Here is a 14,914-nt window from a genome sequence, read left to right on the forward strand (position 1 = left end):
CCAGGCGGGAGGCGCGGGTTCCCCTGTCCCCACAGGGGGCGGGCTGGGCCGTCCGGGTGATCCGTACGGTGATCCCTCGGCGATCCGTACGGGTGATCAGCGCGGCATGGGGAGGAGGCCGGCCTCCGCCATGGCGTCGCCGACGGGCTCGACCTCGCTGGTGCAGTGGGCGCAGCGGGTGGCGATGGCCGGGATCTCGGAGTAGCAGCGGGGGCAGTCGCGCTTCTCGGACTTCGCGTCGGCCTCCTCCTTGGCGAACCTCTCCTGGACCTTCGTCATGGGGACGACGATGAAGAAGTAGAGCACCGCGGCGGTGATCACGAAGGCTATGGCGGCGGCGATGGCCAGGCCGTACGGGAAGATCGTCTTGCCGACGGTGAACCTGGCCTCGCTGAAGTCGCCGACCGAGCCGGTGGCGAGACCGATGAGCGGGGTGATGAACGCCTTGCTGAAGCCGGTCACGACGGCCGTGAACGCCGAGCCGACGGCCAGACCGATGGCCATCGAGACGACGTTGCCGCGCAGTATGAAGTCCTTGAAACCGGTCAGCACGGGTGAAGCTCCTTGGTGCGTTTCTCTGTGGGGGTGGGGTGGGGGGTCAGAAGAGCGTGGTGGCGGCGAAGCGCAGGGCGAACTGCGGGTAGCCCGACAGGACGACGCCCACGACGGCGGCCAGCGCGATCGCCAGGGTGATCGGGGCGGGCACGCGCGCGTGGGCACGCTCCCCCACGGGCTCGCCCACGGATTCTCCCACCGGCTCGCGGAAGAGCAGCGCGGTCCACCGCAGGTAGTAGTAGAGGCCGATCACGACGTTGACGCCCATGACCACGGCCAGCCAGCCGAGGCCGGCGTCGACCGCCGCCGAGAAGACGGTGACCTTGGCGAAGAGCCCGATGATGCCCGGGGGCAGTCCGGCCAGGTTGAGCAGGAAGAAGCCCATGGTGAGCGCGAGGAGCGGACTGGCCGCGTACAGGCCTCGGTAGTCGGCGATCCGGTTCTCCGGGCGCGTACGCGCGACCAGGGCGGCGACCGCGAAGGCGCCGAGGTTCACGACGGCGTACATCAGGGCGTACGCGACGGTGGCGCCGATCTGGTCGTCGCTGGAGTACGCGGCGGCGGCGATCGGGACCAGGAGGTAGCCGGCCTGGGCGACGGAGGACCAGGCGAGCAGCCGGACCGCGCTCCACGCGCGCGTGGAGACCTGCCGCATGGCGCCCACGTTGCCGATGGTCATGGTCAGCGCGGCGAGCACCGCCAGCGCCGGGCCCCAGACGTCCGCGTACGAGGGGAAGGCGACGACCGTGACCAGGATGAGGCCGGTGAAGCCGACGGCCTTGCCGACGACCGAGAGGTAGCCGGCGACGGGCAGCGGGGCGCCGACGTACGTGTCGGGGACCCAGAAGTGGAAGGGGACGGCAGCCGTCTTGAAGGCGAAGCCGACCAGAGTGAGGGCGACGCCCGCCTGGGCGAGGGTCTGCAACTGACCGGGGACGTCGTCGAGGCGCTGGGCGACCTCGGTGAGATGGAGCGTGCCGGTCGCCCCGTACACGAAGCTGACGCCCAGCAGGGTGACGGCGGTCGCGGTGACCGAGGAGAGGAAGAACTTCAGCGCCGCCTCGCTGGACCGCCGGTCGCCGCGGCGCAGGCCGACGAGCGCGAAGGCGGGCAGCGAGGCCACTTCGAGGGCGACGACGAGGGTCGCCAGGTCGCGGGAGGCGGGCAGCAGGGCCGCGCCGGCGGCGGAGGAGAGCAGCAGGAACCAGTACTCCCCCGGCGGGAGCTTGTCGCGCGTGTCGGCGAGGGAGAGCAGGGCGGTGAGGAGCGCGCCGCCGAACACCAGGACCTGGATGACCAGGGTGAAGCGGTCGGCGGTGTAGCTGCACGCGGCGGTCGCGGCCGGTTCGGTGGTGAGGCAGAAGGTCGAGCGGTCGCCGCCGCGCAGCGGGATCAGCAGCGCCAGGGAGGCGACGAGTCCGCCGATCGCGGTCCAGCCGAGGAGCTGCTTGTGCCGTTCGGGCACGAAGAGGTCCGCGACGAGCACGGCCAGGGCGACCACGGCGGTGAGGGTGGGCGGCGCGATCGCGAGCCAGTCGACGGACTGGACGAGGGTCGTGGGGGTCACGAGTTTCCTCCCGCGAGGAGCTGCTGCACGGCCGGGTCGGTGAGGCCGAGGAGAACCGCGGGCCACAGTCCGGCGAGGACGGTGAGGGCGACGAGCGGGGTCCACGCGGCGAACTCGTAGCCCTGGACGTCGGCGATCGTGCCCTCCCCGCTCGGGCGGGGGCCGCCCATGCAGACCCGGCGGACGACGACGAGGAGGTACGCGGCCGTGAGGAGGGTGCCGAAGGCGCCGATCGCCATGAAGGTGAGGAAGGCGGGGCGGCTGAGGCCCTCGGCCGGCTCGAAGGCGGCGAACAGGGCCAGCATCTCGCCCCAGAAGCCGGCCAGGCCGGGCAGCCCCAGGGAGGCGACGGCGGCGAAGGCGAGCAGTCCGCCGAGGCGCGGGGCGCGGCCGTAGAGGGCGGCGCCGGTGGCGCCGGCGAGGGTGTCGAGGTCTGCGGTGCCGTACCGGTCCTTCAGCGCGCCGACGAGGAAGAACAGCAGGCCGGTGATGAGGCCGTGGGCGATGTTGGCGAAGAGGGCGCCGTTGACGCCGGTGGGGGTCATGGTCGCGATGCCCAGGAGCACGAAGCCCATGTGGCCGACGGAGGAGTACGCGATCAGGCGCTTGAGGTCGCCGTTGGTGCCGGGGCGCGTCAGGGCGAGGCAGGCGAGCGATCCGTAGATGATGCCGACGACGGCGAAGGCGGCGAGGTAGGGGGCGAAGGTCCGCATGCCGTCGGGGGTGATCGGCAGGAGGATCCGGACGAACCCGTACGTACCCATCTTCAGCAGGACGCCGGCGAGGAGGACCGAGCCGACCGTGGGGGCGGCGGTGTGGGCGTCCGGGAGCCAGCTGTGCAGCGGCCACATCGGGGTTTTCACCGCGAGCCCGATCCCGATCGCGAGAACGGCGATGACCTGCACGGATGTGGTCAGTCCACGGCCGTTGTCAGAGGCGAGTGCCACCATGTCGAACGTGCCCGCCTTCAGTCCCACGAGGAGCAGGCCGAGCAGCATGACGACGGAGCCGAGCAGCGTGTAGAGGATGAACTTCCAGGCGGCGGCCTGCCTTCCGGCACCGCCCCAGCGGGCGATGAGGAAGTACATCGGGATGAGGACCATCTCGAAGGCCAGGAAGAACAGGATCAGGTCGAGGACGGCGAAGGTCGCGAGGGTGCCGGACTCGAGGACGAGGAGCAGTGCCACGAAGCCCTTGGGGGAAGGGCCGCCGGTGGGCATCTTGAAGTAGCTGTAGAGCGCGCAGAGAAAGGTCAGGAGCGCGGTCATGACCAGGAGGGGGAGGGAAATGCCGTCGACACCGAGGTGGATGCGCACGTCGAGCGCGGGGATCCACGTGATGTCCGTGCTCGCCTGGATCCTCGACGGGTTGTCGTGGTCGAAGCCCAGCGTGAGGACGATGGCGGCGGCGAGGACGACGCCGGTGACGATCACGCCGTGGCGCAGCACGGCCTGGTCCGGGGACTTCCCCTTCAACCCGGGCGGGGCGGGGAGGAGAGCGGCGACGGCGCCGACGAGCGGGCCGGCGACGATCGACGCGAGAAGGAACTGCATCACGGATTCGCTGATATCGATCACGTCTCACGCTCCCGCGACGGCGACGAGTACGGCGGCGATCGCCAGGACGACGGAGCCGGCGAGCAGGGCGCTCAGATAGGTCTGCACGTTGCCGGTCTGGGCGCGGCGGACGAGCCAGCCGAGCCACTGGGTGCCGGTGCCCGCACCGCGTACGTACGTGTCGACGACCTCGCGGTCCAGGAAGCGGACCAGGGAGGCGGCGGCCAGGACGGGGCGGACGAACACGGCGGCGTAGAGGGCGTCCACGTGGAAGCCGGTGGCCGCGTGACGGTGCAGGGGGCCGAGCAGGGCACGCCCGGGGTCGGTCGGGTCCTCGGCGGGGTGCGGCAGGTGCAGGGCCTCCGCCTCGACCTGGCCGGCCTCGGCGTCGGGGTGGGCGACGTGCGCGGCGACGGCTGCCTCCCCGGCGGGGGCCTTCGAGGCGAGGGTGCGCCAGACGGCGTAGGTGACGGCCGCGCCGATCACGGCGATGCCGGTGCCGAGGACGGCGGTGGTGACGGTCGGGGTGAGGGCGTTCCCGTCGAACCAGTCGTCGAGGTACGTGACGCTCAGACCGAAGCCGAGGGAGGGGACGGCGAGCACCCAGAGGACGGCGGTCATGGCGATCGGCTGACGGCCGTGGTCGGGGGCTTGTGCGCCCCTGCCCCGGAAGGTCAGCAGCCAGAGCCGGGTCGCGTAGGCCGCGGTGAGGAGGGCGGCCAGCAGGCCCGCGACGAGGACGGTCCAGCCGGCCCCGGCGGGGGCGACGGTCCGGTCGCCGAGGGCGGTGTGCTCGGCGGCCACGAGGACGGCTTCCTTGGAGAAGAAGCCGGCGAACGGCGGCAGGGCGGCGAGCGCGAGGAGGGCGACGGTCATCGTCCAGTACGCGTCGGGGACCCGCTTCGTCAGGCCGCTCATCCGGGACATGGCCGAGAGCGAGTTCGTACCGGCGGCGTGGATGATCGCGCCGGCGGCGAGGAACAGGAGGGCCTTGAACGCACCGTGGGAGATGAGGTGGAAGACGGCGGCCCCGCGGTCGGCGACGGCCAGGGCGCCGGCCATGTAGCCGAGCTGACCGATCGTCGAGTAGGCGAGTACGCGCTTGATGTCGTCCTGGGCGAGCGCGGCGAGCCCCGAGCCGACCATCGTGACGGCGGCCATCACGGCGAGCACCGTCAGCGCGGCCGCGGACGCGGCGAAGACGGGCAGCAGGCGGGCCACGAAGTAGATACCGGCGGCGACCATCGTCGCCGCGTGGATCAGCGCGGAGACGGGGGTGGGACCGGCCATCGCGTCGGGGAGCCAGGTGTGCAGCGGGAACTGCGCGGACTTGCCCGCCACGCCGGCCAGGAGCAGCAGCGCGACGAGGGTGGGGTGGTCGAGTTCACCGGCCGCGACGGCGCCGAGGATCCCGTCGATCCGGAACGTGCCCGCGTCCGTGGCGAGCGCGAAGAGGCCGATCAGGAAGGGGACGTCGCCGAGCTTGGTGACCAGGAAGGCCTTGAGGGAGGCGGACCGCGCCTCGGGGGTCTCCCAGTAGTGCCCGACGAGGAAGTACGAGCAGATGCCCATGATCTCCCAGCCGACCAGGAGCACCATCAGGTCGCCGGAGTAGACGACGAGCAGCATCGCGGCGGTGAAGAGGGAGACGAGCGCGGCGTACGAGGGGTAGCGCGGGTCGTCGCGCAGATAGCCGGTCGAGTAGATCTGCACGCAGGTGGCGACCACGCCGACGAGGACGGCGGCGAGGGCGGCGAAGCCGTCGATGTACAGGGCCAGGTCGACGGGGACCGAGCCGGTGGGGGTGAGCTGGGTGGCGGCCTCGATCGTCTTCCCGCCGCCCTGCCGGACGGCGACCACGACGGCCAGGACGGCCGCGGCGAGCGCCGGCAGCACGGCGAGAGGGCGGACGAAGCCGGGCGCGGTGCGGCCGAGGAGCAGGCCGGCGACGGCGCCGAGGAAGGGAAGGAGGGGGACGAGGACGGCGAGGGTCGTGGTGGTCACGCGGTGGCCTCGGCCTTCTCGTCGGTCCCGGCGGTCCGGGGCTCGGCGTCGTCGGTCCCGGCCCCGTGGGGCTCGGCGTTGTCGCGCAGGCGGTCGACGTCCGAGGTGCCGCGGTTGCGGTAGACCATCAGGACGATCGCGAGACCGATGCCGATCTCGGCGGCGGCGATGGCGATGGTGAAGAGGGTCAGCGCCTGGCCGGCGTGCAGGGCGTCGCGGAGCCAGACGTCGAAGGCGACCAGGTTGAGGTTGACGGCGTTGAGCATCAGCTCGACGGACATCAGGACCAGGATCGCGTTGCGGCGGGCGAGGACGCCGTACAGGCCGACGCAGAAGAGCAGGGCGGCGAGGACGGCGGGGTAGGCGAGATGCATCAGTCCCGGGCCTCCTTGGCGTGCTTGCGGGACAGGACGATCGCGCCGACCAGCGCGGCGAGCAGCAGGACGGAGAGCGCCTCGAAGGGCAGCACCCAGTGCCGGAAGAGGATTTCGCCGGACACCTTGGTGGAGCCCTGGGCCGGTCCGTCGAGTTCGATCCAGGTCGTACGGAAGGCGTCGACGACCACCCAGACGAGCGCCGCGGCCGCGGCGAGCGCGACCGCGAGGGCGACCGGGCGGTTGCCCGAGTCGGCGTCCGGGGAGCGGCCGATGGGGGCCTTGGTGAGCATGAGCCCGAAGAGAAGGAGGACGACGACGGAGCCGACGTAGATCAGCACCTGGACCCAGGCGATGAACTCCGCGGTGAGCAGGAGGTACTCGACGGCGAGTCCGCCGAGCGCCACGACCAGCCAGAGCGCGGCGTGCACGAGCTGGCGGGTGGTGACGGTGACGACGGCCGCGCCGAGTGTCACGAGACCGACGAGGAGGAAGGCGATCTCGACGCCGGAGGGCGAGAGGAAGCCGGGGGTGGCGGCGAGACCGGTGGCGGCGAAGGTCACTGCTGGTCCCCCTCGGCCTGGGCGGCCTGGGCGGCCGCTGCCGCGGCGGCGGCCTTCTCGACGGCCTTGCGGGCCGCCCCGATCTCCTTCGGCTCCTCGGCGCCCGGGTCGAGCGCGGGCGGTTCGGGAACCGTCCACATCCACTCGCGGAGCTTGTCGCGCTCATGGGTGAGTTCGTGGATGTCCGTCTCGGCGTACTCGAACTCGGGCGACCAGAAGAGCGCGTCGAAGGGGCAGACCTCGATGCAGATACCGCAGTACATGCAGAGGGCGAAGTCGATGGCGAAGCGGTCGAGCACGTTACGGCTGCGCTCGCGGCCGCCGGGGGTGGCGGCCGGCACCGTCTCCTTGTGGGAGTCGATGTAGATGCACCAGTCGGGGCACTCGCGGGCGCAGAGCATGCAGACGGTGCAGTTCTCCTCGAAGAGCCCGATGACACCGCGGGTGCGGGGCGGGAGTTCGGGCTGCTTGTCCGGGTACTGCGCGGTGTGCGCGCGCTTCGTCATCGTGCGGAGGGTGACGGCGAGGCCCTTGGCCAGGCCGGATCCAGGGAACGGGCGGGTCATTACTGGATCGCCACCTTCACGATGCCGGTGAGCGCGATCTGCGCGAGGGCGAGCGGGACGAGGGTGGTCCAGGCGAGCTTCTGGAGCTGGTCCTCGCGGAGGCGGGGGTAGCTCACGCGGAGCCAGATGACGACGAACGCGAGGATCGCGGTCTTGAGCAGGGTCCAGACCCAGCCGAGGCCGTCGGCGCCGAAGGGCCCGTGCCAGCCGCCGAGGAAGAGGACGGTGGTGAGACCGCAGAGGACGACGATGCCGGCGTACTCGGCGAGCAGGAAGAGCGCGAAGCGGAGGCCGGTGTACTCGGTGTACGCGCCGAAGATGATCTCGGAGTCGGCGACCGGCATGTCGAACGGCGGGCGCTGGAGCTCGGCGAGGCCGGCGACGAAGAAGACGATCGCGCCGACGATCTGCCAGGGCAGCCACCACCACTCGAAGGCGTCGAGGATGCCGGGGAGGGAGACGGTGCCGGCGGCCATCGCGACGGAGGCGGCGGCGAGCAGCATCGGGAGCTCGTAGGCAAGCAGCTGGGCGGCGGTACGCAGACCACCGAGCAGCGAGAACTTGTTCGCGGAGGCCCAGCCGGCCATGAGGCTGCCGAGGACGCCGACGCCCATGACGGCGAGGACGAAGAAGATGCCGGCGTCGACGATCTCGCCGACGGCGCCTTCACCGGGGCCGATGGGGATGGCGACGAGCACCAGGAGGTACGGGAGGAGGGCGACGGCGGGGGCGAGCTGGAAGACGCGGCGGTCGGCGTTGGCCGGGACCACGTCCTCCTTCTGCGCGAACTTGACCCCGTCGGCGACGAGCTGGGCCCACCCGTGGAACCCACCGGCGTACATGGGCCCGAGACGGCCCTGCATATGGGCCATGACCTTGTGCTCGGTCTGCCCGATGACGAGGGGCAGCACGAGGAACACGGCGAAGACGACGAGCAGCCGCAGGGCGACGTCGAGTGCGTCGTTCACGCGGATTCGCCTCCGTCGGGGGTGGTGGGGTCGGGGTCACTGGTACCAGGGGTGCGCCGGGCCCGGCTGCCGTCGCCGGCCGCCGTGTCGTCGTCCGCGGGAGCGGCTTCGGGGGCGGGCGCGGCCTCGGGGGCGGGCCTGGATTCGGGGGCGGGCGCGGCCTCGGGCGCGGGCGCGGCCTCGGGCGCGGGTCCGGCCTCGGGGGCGGGCCCCGCCTCGGGCGCAGGTCCGGCCTCGGGCGCAGGTCCGGCCTCGGGCGCGGGTCCGGCCTCGGGCGCGGGTCCGCTCTCTGGCGCGGGTCCGGCTTCGGGCGCAGGTCCGGCCTCCGGCGCAGGCCCGCTCTCTGGCGCGGGTCCGCTATCGGGCGCGGGGGTCTTGGGCGTTTCGGTGTCGAAGGCCGGGCGGGCGTGGTGCCAGGGGGCGTCCGCGCTACGGGGGCGGGGCTGGGCCGCCGCACCTTCGGCCGTCTGGCTCGCCGAGCCCTCCGACGCGCTGCGGCTGCGACGCGGCGGGCGCCCGGGGCTCGTGGTTTCCGGAGCCTGGGCCGCCGCGCCTTCGGCCGCCTGACTCGCCGAGCCCTCCGACGCACTGCGGCTGCGACGCGGCGGGCGCGCGGGCGCCTCCACCTCACCCGCCGGGCCGGCCGCCTGCGTCGCGGAGCCCTCCGCCGTCGTGCGCGTACGGCGCGGCGGCCGGTCGCCCGCGGCCGTGGCACGGGCGGGGCGGGCCGGGGCGGGCGGGAGCTGGCCCTTCATGGGGCCCCAGTCGTTGGGGTCGGGTACGCCCGGGGGCAGCATCTGGCGGCGCTTCGGGCCACCGTGCTCCGACTCCCCCGGCTCCTTCGCCCCCGGCCACGCCTTCACGACCCGCGCCGCGAGCACGAAGTCCTTCCGTAGCGGGAACCCCTCGAAGTTCTCCGGCAGAAGCAGCGGCACGAGGTTCGGGTGGTCCGTGAACTCGACGCCGAACATCTCGTGCGTCTCGCGCTCGTGCCACTCCGCGCCCGCGTAGACCGCGATCGCCGAGGCCAGCACCGGCGACGCGTGCGGAACCGTCGTCCGTACGAGCAGCCGGCGCACCGCGCCGCCCTCCAGCGCCACCACGTGCGCGCACACCTGGAAGCCGGCGCCCGGCTCGTCCACCGCGCTCAGCCAGTCGAAATACGTGCAGCCCAGCTTGTCCCGCGCGATCTCCAGCGCGGCGATCCACGAGCCGACCGGCACGTCCACCGTCAGCAGGTCGTACGCCCGTTCCGCCCTCGCCTCCTCGCCGAAGACCTCGGTCACGGCGTCCGGGAGGGAGTCGTACGCGTTCGCGTTCACTTGTCATCACCGCCCGGCTTCGGCGGCGTCACCAGACCGCTCGTCAGCTGGCCGACCGACGGGCCCGAGTAGCGCGCCGCCAGCGACTCCCGGGCGATCTTCTCCTGAAGCTTGAGGATCCCCTGCAGCAGCGCCTCCGGGCGCGGCGGGCAGCCCGGCACGTAGACGTCGACGGGGATGATCTGGTCGACGCCCTTCGTCACCGAGTACGAGTCCCAGTACGGCCCGCCGCAGTTCGAGCAGGCCCCGAACGAGATGACGTACTTGGGCTCCGGCATCTGCTCGTACAGCCGCTTCACCGCCGGCGCCATCTTGTCCGTGACCGTGCCGGAGACGATCATCAGGTCGGCCTGGCGCGGGCCCGGCGCGAAGGGGATCACGCCGAGCCGGATGAAGTCGTGGCGGGCCATCGACGCGGCGATGAACTCGATCGCGCAGCAGGCGAGGCCGAAGTTGAAGACCCAGAGGCTGTAGCGGCGGCCCCAGTTCAGGACCACCTTCATCGGCTCGGGGGCCAGCCGCGCGAGCGGGCCGAGCTTGGGAGCCGGCAGCGGGGTCGGGGTCACGTCCATGTCAGGACGCCCTTCTTGTACGCGTAGAGCAGTCCCACGGCCAGGAAGCCGAGGAAGATGAACATCTCGACCAGCGTCGTCCCGCCGTAGCCGGGCGCGGCGAACACGGTCGCCCACGGGAAGAGGAAGATCGAGTCGACGGCGAAGATCACGTAGAGGAAGGCGTACACGTAGTAGCGGACCTGGGTGTGTGCCCAGCCCTCACCCACCGGGTCGACACCGCACTCGTACGTCAGCAGCTTCTCCGGCGTCGGTACGACCGGCCGCAGCAGCCGGCCCGCGCCGAACGCGACGGCCACGAAGAGCACGCCGACGACGGCGAGCACTCCGATGACGGAGTACGACTGGAAGTAGTCCGCCGCGAGTCCGTGTCCCGCCCGTACGGTCGGATCCGGCACGTCCACCCCTCGCTCCCTGCCCGTTTCGACGACTTGTCTGTACGCACGGGAGTCTAGGCCCTGCTAAAGACGCTGTAAGCGGTCGTGTCACAGAGCGAGCAGTGGGGATATCCCTACTCTCCTTCACCGACGTACCCCATGGCGTGCCGAGCCCCCTGACCGGCACGCTTGGCCCATGAGCGTCGACACCGAGACCCCGCTGCCGCCCGCGCGCTTCGCCTACGGCCGGCACACCTGGAAGGAGATCTCCTTCCTCCTCACCAATCTGCCCGCCGCCCTGGTCGGCTTCGTGTACGTGGTGGTGGCGGCCGCCGTCGGCGTGGGCCTGGCCGTCACGGTGATCGGCCTGCCGCTTCTCGCCCTCGGTCTCGCCGGGGCGCGCGGCCTGGGGCGGACCGAGCGGGCGAGGGCCCGGGCGCTGCTCGGCGTACGGGTCGACGAGCCCAGCCCGCTCCCCCGCCGGCACGGCTTCTTCCCCTGGCTGTGGACGGCACTGAAGGACCCGGTGGCCTGGCGGACGATGCTGTACGGCTTCATCCGGCTGCCCTGGGGCATCGTCACCTTCGTCGTCACGCTCGTCTCGCTGATCGTGCTCTGGCCCCTGCTGCCGTTCGTGGCACGCGGTCTCGCGACCGCCGACCGGGCCATGGTCCGCGGTCTCCTGTCGCCCTCGGACGAGCTGGAGCGGCGGATCGCGGAGCTGGAGTCGGACCGGGGCGTGGTCGTGGACACCGCCGCCGCCGATCTGCGCCGGATCGAACGCGATCTGCACGACGGCGCGCAGGCCCGGCTCGTCGCGCTGGCGATGGGGCTCGGTCTGGCGAAGGAGAAGCTCCTCGAGGACCCGGAGGCGGCGGCCGCGATGGTCGACGAGGCCCACGGCGAGGTGAAGCTCGCGCTCCAGGAGCTCCGTGATCTGGCCCGGGGCATCCACCCGGCGGTCCTGACCGACCGCGGCCTGGACGCCGCGCTCTCGTCGATCGCCGCGCGCTGCACGGTCCCGGTGAAGGTGACGGTCGACCTGACCGAGCGACCGGCCGAGGCGATCGAGGGCATCGCGTACTTCACCGTGTCCGAGCTGCTCCAGAACGTGTCCAAGCACGCCCGGGCACGTTCCGCCTCCGTGGAGGTGTGGCGGCGGGACGACCGTCTGCTGCTCCAGGTACGGGACGACGGGCAGGGCGGCGCCCGGCTGGACGGCGGCACGGGGATGGCGGGGCTCGCGGAGCGCCTGGGGGCGGTCGACGGACTCTTCGTCCTGGAATCCCCGGCGGGCGGTCCGACGACGGTCACGGCGGAACTGCCGTGGCGCGCCCGCCCGACAACCGCGTAGCCCCGGCGGGGACATGGACCGGACGACCGCGTGGCCCCGGCAGGGGCTTGGAGGACCGGACGACCGCGTGGCCCCGGCGGGGCCGTAGCCACGACGACCGCGTGCACCGGCAGGGGCGTAAGGCGCACGACCGCGCAGCCCCCAGGCAGGGGCGTAGCCCGGACGACCGCATCGGCCTACGGGCGCGTTGCCCCGCCGGGCGCAAAAAGCCGGCGGGCGCGCAGACCGGCAGCGCACGGACGCGCCGGGCGCGCAGACCCGGCGGAGCACAGACGCGCCGGGCGCATGGACCTGACGAGCGCCTCGACCGTGCGTCGCGGGCCCGCCCACAGCCCTATGCGCCTTCGGGCCGCCCCCCAAGGTAGGGAAATCCCCCCTCCATACACGCCCACCTCCCTCATGGTCCGGCGCGCGCCCGCGCGGAAACCTTGAGTCGTACTCCTCCACCCCTTCCCCCGAGCAGAAACGGACACCAGCGATGGCATCCCACCGCCTCCCCGCCGCGATCCGCGCGCCGTTCGAGGCCCGCACCTGGCGCGAGTTCGGCTATCTGGTGCTCGGGCTGCCGCTGAGCTGCGTCTACTTCGCCCTCTCCATCGCCCTGGTCTCGGCCGGCGCGGGGCTCCTCGTCACCTTCCTCGGCATCCCCGTCCTCGCGGGCGCCCTCGCCATGTGCCGCGGCTTCGGCGCCGTGGAGCGGGCCCGGGCGCGCGGGCTGCTCGGCCTGGAGGTCGCGCCGCCCGAGCCCGCCCGGGGCCGTACCGGCGGGGCGATGTCGTGGATGGGGGCGACGCTGAAGAGCGGCGCGTCCTGGCGCCACCTCCTCTACGCGCTCCTGCACATGCCGTGGGCGATCTTCGCCTTCACGGTCTCGGTGGCCTTCTGGATGTACGGCTGGGCCCTCTTCACCTACCCGCTGTGGCAGTGGGTCTTCCCGATGTACGCCGGCCAGGACGGCATCCAGCTGTACGGCGACCGGACGCACGCCTTCTATCTGGACTCCCCCTTCGAGATCGCCGTCACCAGCGCCGTCGGCCTGCTCTTCGTGCTCGCCGGGCCGTGGATCATCCGGTCGCTCGCCGCTGTGGACCGGCTGATGGTCTCCGGGCTGCTCGGCCCCTCGCGGCTGGCGACGCGCGTCACGGAGCTGGAGACCGACCGGGGTGTGGTCGTGGACACCGCCGCCGCCGATCTGCGGCGGATCGAGCGCGATCTGCACGACGGCGCGCAGGCCCGGCTCGTCGCCCTCGCCATGGATCTGGGTCTGGCGAAGGAGAAGCTGTCCGAGGACCCGAAGGCGGCGGCGCGGATGGTCGAGGAGGCGCACGGCGAGGTGAAGACCGCGCTCCAGGAGCTGCGCGACCTGGCGCGGGGCATCCACCCGGCGGTCCTGACCGACCGCGGTCTGGACGCGGCGCTCTCGGCGGTCGCCGCGCGGTGCACCGTGCCGGTGTCCGTCGAGGTGGACCTCCCCGCCCGGCCCGTGCCGGCGATGGAGGGCATCGCGTACTTCACCGTGTCCGAGCTGCTCCAGAACGTGTCCAAGCACTCCGGGGCCCGGCGCGCATGGGTCGACGTGTGGCGGTCGGGCGACCGGCTGCTGCTCCAGGTACGGGACGACGGGCGGGGCGGCGCGGACACGACCGCGGGCCGGGGCCTTGCCGGGCTCACGGAGCGGCTGGACGCGGTCGACGGGATCCTGGCCGTGGACTCGCCGGCGGGCGGCCCGACGACGATCACGGCGGAACTCCCCTGGCGCGCGTAGTCCGGCCGGAGCCCGGGCCGCGTCGACCGCGGCCCCCGGGCCCGCCGCGCCGCCCGGGCCCCGGGCGCACCCCCCGGCCCCGCACAGAGATCAAGCCACCCGTGACCGCGCCATGACCACGAGATGACACGCCCCTGACACCCCTGAACCCGACTCCGCCCCTTCGCGTCCCTCTTACTGCGATGCTGGGACGCATCGAACACCGGAACATGGGGGCTGCAAGTCGTGGAAGACGTGGCGGACAGGGTGCGCGTGGTCATCGCCGAGGATTCAGTGCTGCTGCGAGAGGGCCTGACCCGGCTGCTGACGGACCGGGGGCACGAGGTCGTCGCCGGGGTGGGCGACGGAGAGGCCCTGGTCAAGACCGTCGCCGGGCTCGCCGGCGAGGGCGAGCTGCCCGATGTGGTCGTGGCCGACGTACGGATGCCCCCGACCCACACGGACGAGGGCGTACGGGCTGCGGTGCGGCTGCGCAAGGAGTACCCCGGGGTCGGGGTCCTGGTCCTTTCGCAGTATGTGGAGGAGCAGTACGCCACAGAACTCCTGGCCGGATCCAGCCGGGGCGTGGGCTATCTCCTGAAGGACCGGGTCGCCGAGGTCCGCGAGTTCGTGGACGCCGTCGTCCGGGTGGCCCGGGGCGGTACGGCGCTGGATCCGGAGGTCGTCCAGCAGCTGCTGGGCCGCAGCCGTAAGCAGGACGTCCTGGCGAACCTGACCCCGCGCGAGCGCGAGGTCCTGGGCCTGATGGCCGAGGGGCGGACGAACTCCGCGATCGCGAAGCAGCTGGTCGTGAGCGACGGCGCGGTGGAGAAGCACATCAGCAACATCTTCCTGAAGCTGGGCCTGTCCCCGAGTGAAGGCGATCATCGTCGGGTACTCGCGGTGTTGACCTATCTGAATTCCTGACGAGCTGACACCCTGTCAGATATCGGGGTTCGGGACCTACGACCGAAGAACGAGCGGAACGCGACTTTCCGGAAAGCTCTGGGGGGCGACAGAACGTGACGATTCATGGCAAACAGGCATCTCAAAACGAGGTCCAGGATGCGAGAAGTCCCGGGGAGGGACACCTCACCGTCGTAGGGTGGGCCACGGGGACGGCCGGTTCGCCGACCGCCCCGCGAGCCTTCTCCCGCCTTTGGCGGAGAGACCCTTGCCGCGAGGGAGGTCCAGTTCAGTGACCAGCCAGGTCAGTAGCGAGGCCGGCGAGGCCCTGGTCGGGGAGCAGCGCAGCGCCGCCCCGACGGCGCCCCGCCACGGCGACGAGAAGGAAGTCCGCCGGCTCGATCGGGTGATCATCCGGTTCGCGGGTGATTCCGGTGACGGTATGCAGCTCACGGGTGACAGGTTCACCTCGGAGACGGCGTCGTT

At 72.2% G+C, this 14,914-nt stretch carries 15 protein-coding genes; 4 read left to right on the top strand and 11 right to left on the bottom strand.

The window, feature by feature from the left end:
- Nucleotides 1-96 precede the first annotated feature (96 nt).
- Genes mscL through ACZ3OF_RS13060 form a run of 11 tightly spaced genes read right to left on the bottom strand, consistent with a single transcriptional unit; the run spans nucleotide 97 to nucleotide 10,445 of the window.
- Complete coding sequence (gene mscL / locus ACZ3OF_RS13010; RefSeq protein WP_361667393.1) at nucleotides 97-552, bottom strand: large conductance mechanosensitive channel protein MscL; 456 nt, start codon at nucleotides 550-552, stop codon at nucleotides 97-99.
- A 46-nt stretch (nucleotides 553-598) separates the two neighbouring features.
- Complete coding sequence (locus ACZ3OF_RS13015; protein WP_467304425.1) at nucleotides 599-2,122, bottom strand: NADH-quinone oxidoreductase subunit N; 1,524 nt, start codon at nucleotides 2,120-2,122, stop codon at nucleotides 599-601.
- The gene (locus ACZ3OF_RS13020) at nucleotides 2,119-3,675 is read right to left on the bottom strand and encodes a complex I subunit 4 family protein (protein ID WP_361668736.1); all 1,557 of its coding nucleotides are present in this window, start codon (nucleotides 3,673-3,675) and stop codon (nucleotides 2,119-2,121) included. The genes ACZ3OF_RS13015 and ACZ3OF_RS13020 overlap by 4 nt, the downstream gene beginning before the upstream one ends.
- A 27-nt stretch (nucleotides 3,676-3,702) precedes the next feature.
- Nucleotides 3,703-5,682: an NADH-quinone oxidoreductase subunit 5 family protein gene (locus ACZ3OF_RS13025; RefSeq protein ID WP_361667388.1), complete on the bottom strand. Its 1,980-nt coding sequence runs from the start codon at nucleotides 5,680-5,682 to the stop codon at nucleotides 3,703-3,705.
- Nucleotides 5,679-6,056: an NADH-quinone oxidoreductase subunit NuoK gene (nuoK, locus tag ACZ3OF_RS13030; protein ID WP_361667385.1), complete on the bottom strand. Its 378-nt coding sequence runs from the start codon at nucleotides 6,054-6,056 to the stop codon at nucleotides 5,679-5,681. The genes ACZ3OF_RS13025 and nuoK overlap by 4 nt, the downstream gene beginning before the upstream one ends.
- Complete coding sequence (locus tag ACZ3OF_RS13035) at nucleotides 6,056-6,619, bottom strand: NADH-quinone oxidoreductase subunit J family protein (protein WP_361667383.1); 564 nt, start codon at nucleotides 6,617-6,619, stop codon at nucleotides 6,056-6,058. The genes nuoK and ACZ3OF_RS13035 overlap by 1 nt, the downstream gene beginning before the upstream one ends.
- The gene (locus ACZ3OF_RS13040) at nucleotides 6,616-7,185 is read right to left on the bottom strand and encodes a NuoI/complex I 23 kDa subunit family protein (RefSeq protein ID WP_361607000.1); all 570 of its coding nucleotides are present in this window, start codon (nucleotides 7,183-7,185) and stop codon (nucleotides 6,616-6,618) included. The genes ACZ3OF_RS13035 and ACZ3OF_RS13040 overlap by 4 nt, the downstream gene beginning before the upstream one ends.
- Entirely contained in the window at nucleotides 7,185-8,153 is a 969-nt protein-coding gene (locus ACZ3OF_RS13045; protein ID WP_361445204.1) for a complex I subunit 1/NuoH family protein, read from the bottom strand. Before ACZ3OF_RS13045 ends, ACZ3OF_RS13040 begins: the two co-directional genes overlap by 1 nt.
- Entirely contained in the window at nucleotides 8,150-9,475 is a 1,326-nt protein-coding gene (locus ACZ3OF_RS13050) for an NADH-quinone oxidoreductase subunit C (RefSeq protein WP_467304431.1), read from the bottom strand. Before ACZ3OF_RS13050 ends, ACZ3OF_RS13045 begins: the two co-directional genes overlap by 4 nt.
- Nucleotides 9,472-10,047, bottom strand: a complete 576-nt coding sequence (locus ACZ3OF_RS13055; protein ID WP_361445198.1) for an NADH-quinone oxidoreductase subunit B — start codon at nucleotides 10,045-10,047, stop codon at nucleotides 9,472-9,474. Before ACZ3OF_RS13055 ends, ACZ3OF_RS13050 begins: the two co-directional genes overlap by 4 nt.
- Nucleotides 10,038-10,445 carry an NADH-quinone oxidoreductase subunit A gene (locus ACZ3OF_RS13060; protein ID WP_361668734.1) on the bottom strand — a complete coding sequence of 136 codons (408 nt, stop codon included), beginning with the start codon at nucleotides 10,443-10,445 and terminating at the stop codon, nucleotides 10,038-10,040. Before ACZ3OF_RS13060 ends, ACZ3OF_RS13055 begins: the two co-directional genes overlap by 10 nt.
- A 175-nt stretch (nucleotides 10,446-10,620) precedes the next feature.
- On the opposite strand from ACZ3OF_RS13060, the gene ACZ3OF_RS13065 reads away from it, so the two are divergent.
- The 4 genes from ACZ3OF_RS13065 to ACZ3OF_RS13080 form a co-directional block, all read left to right on the top strand.
- The gene (locus tag ACZ3OF_RS13065) at nucleotides 10,621-11,778 is read left to right on the top strand and encodes a sensor histidine kinase (protein ID WP_361667377.1); all 1,158 of its coding nucleotides are present in this window, start codon (nucleotides 10,621-10,623) and stop codon (nucleotides 11,776-11,778) included.
- A 478-nt stretch (nucleotides 11,779-12,256) separates the two neighbouring features.
- A complete protein-coding gene (locus ACZ3OF_RS13070) occupies nucleotides 12,257-13,543 on the top strand; it encodes a sensor histidine kinase (protein WP_361667374.1) in 1,287 nt (428 codons plus the stop codon).
- Nucleotides 13,544-13,789: 246 nt separating this feature from the next.
- Nucleotides 13,790-14,449: a response regulator transcription factor gene (locus ACZ3OF_RS13075; RefSeq protein ID WP_361668732.1), complete on the top strand. Its 660-nt coding sequence runs from the start codon at nucleotides 13,790-13,792 to the stop codon at nucleotides 14,447-14,449.
- Between the two features lie 271 nt (nucleotides 14,450-14,720).
- Nucleotides 14,721-14,914: hypothetical protein (locus ACZ3OF_RS13080; RefSeq protein WP_352188322.1), on the top strand; the 194-nt coding region annotated here is incomplete at its 3' end.

This window comes from Streptomyces sp. NPDC022552 (assembly GCF_055561875.1).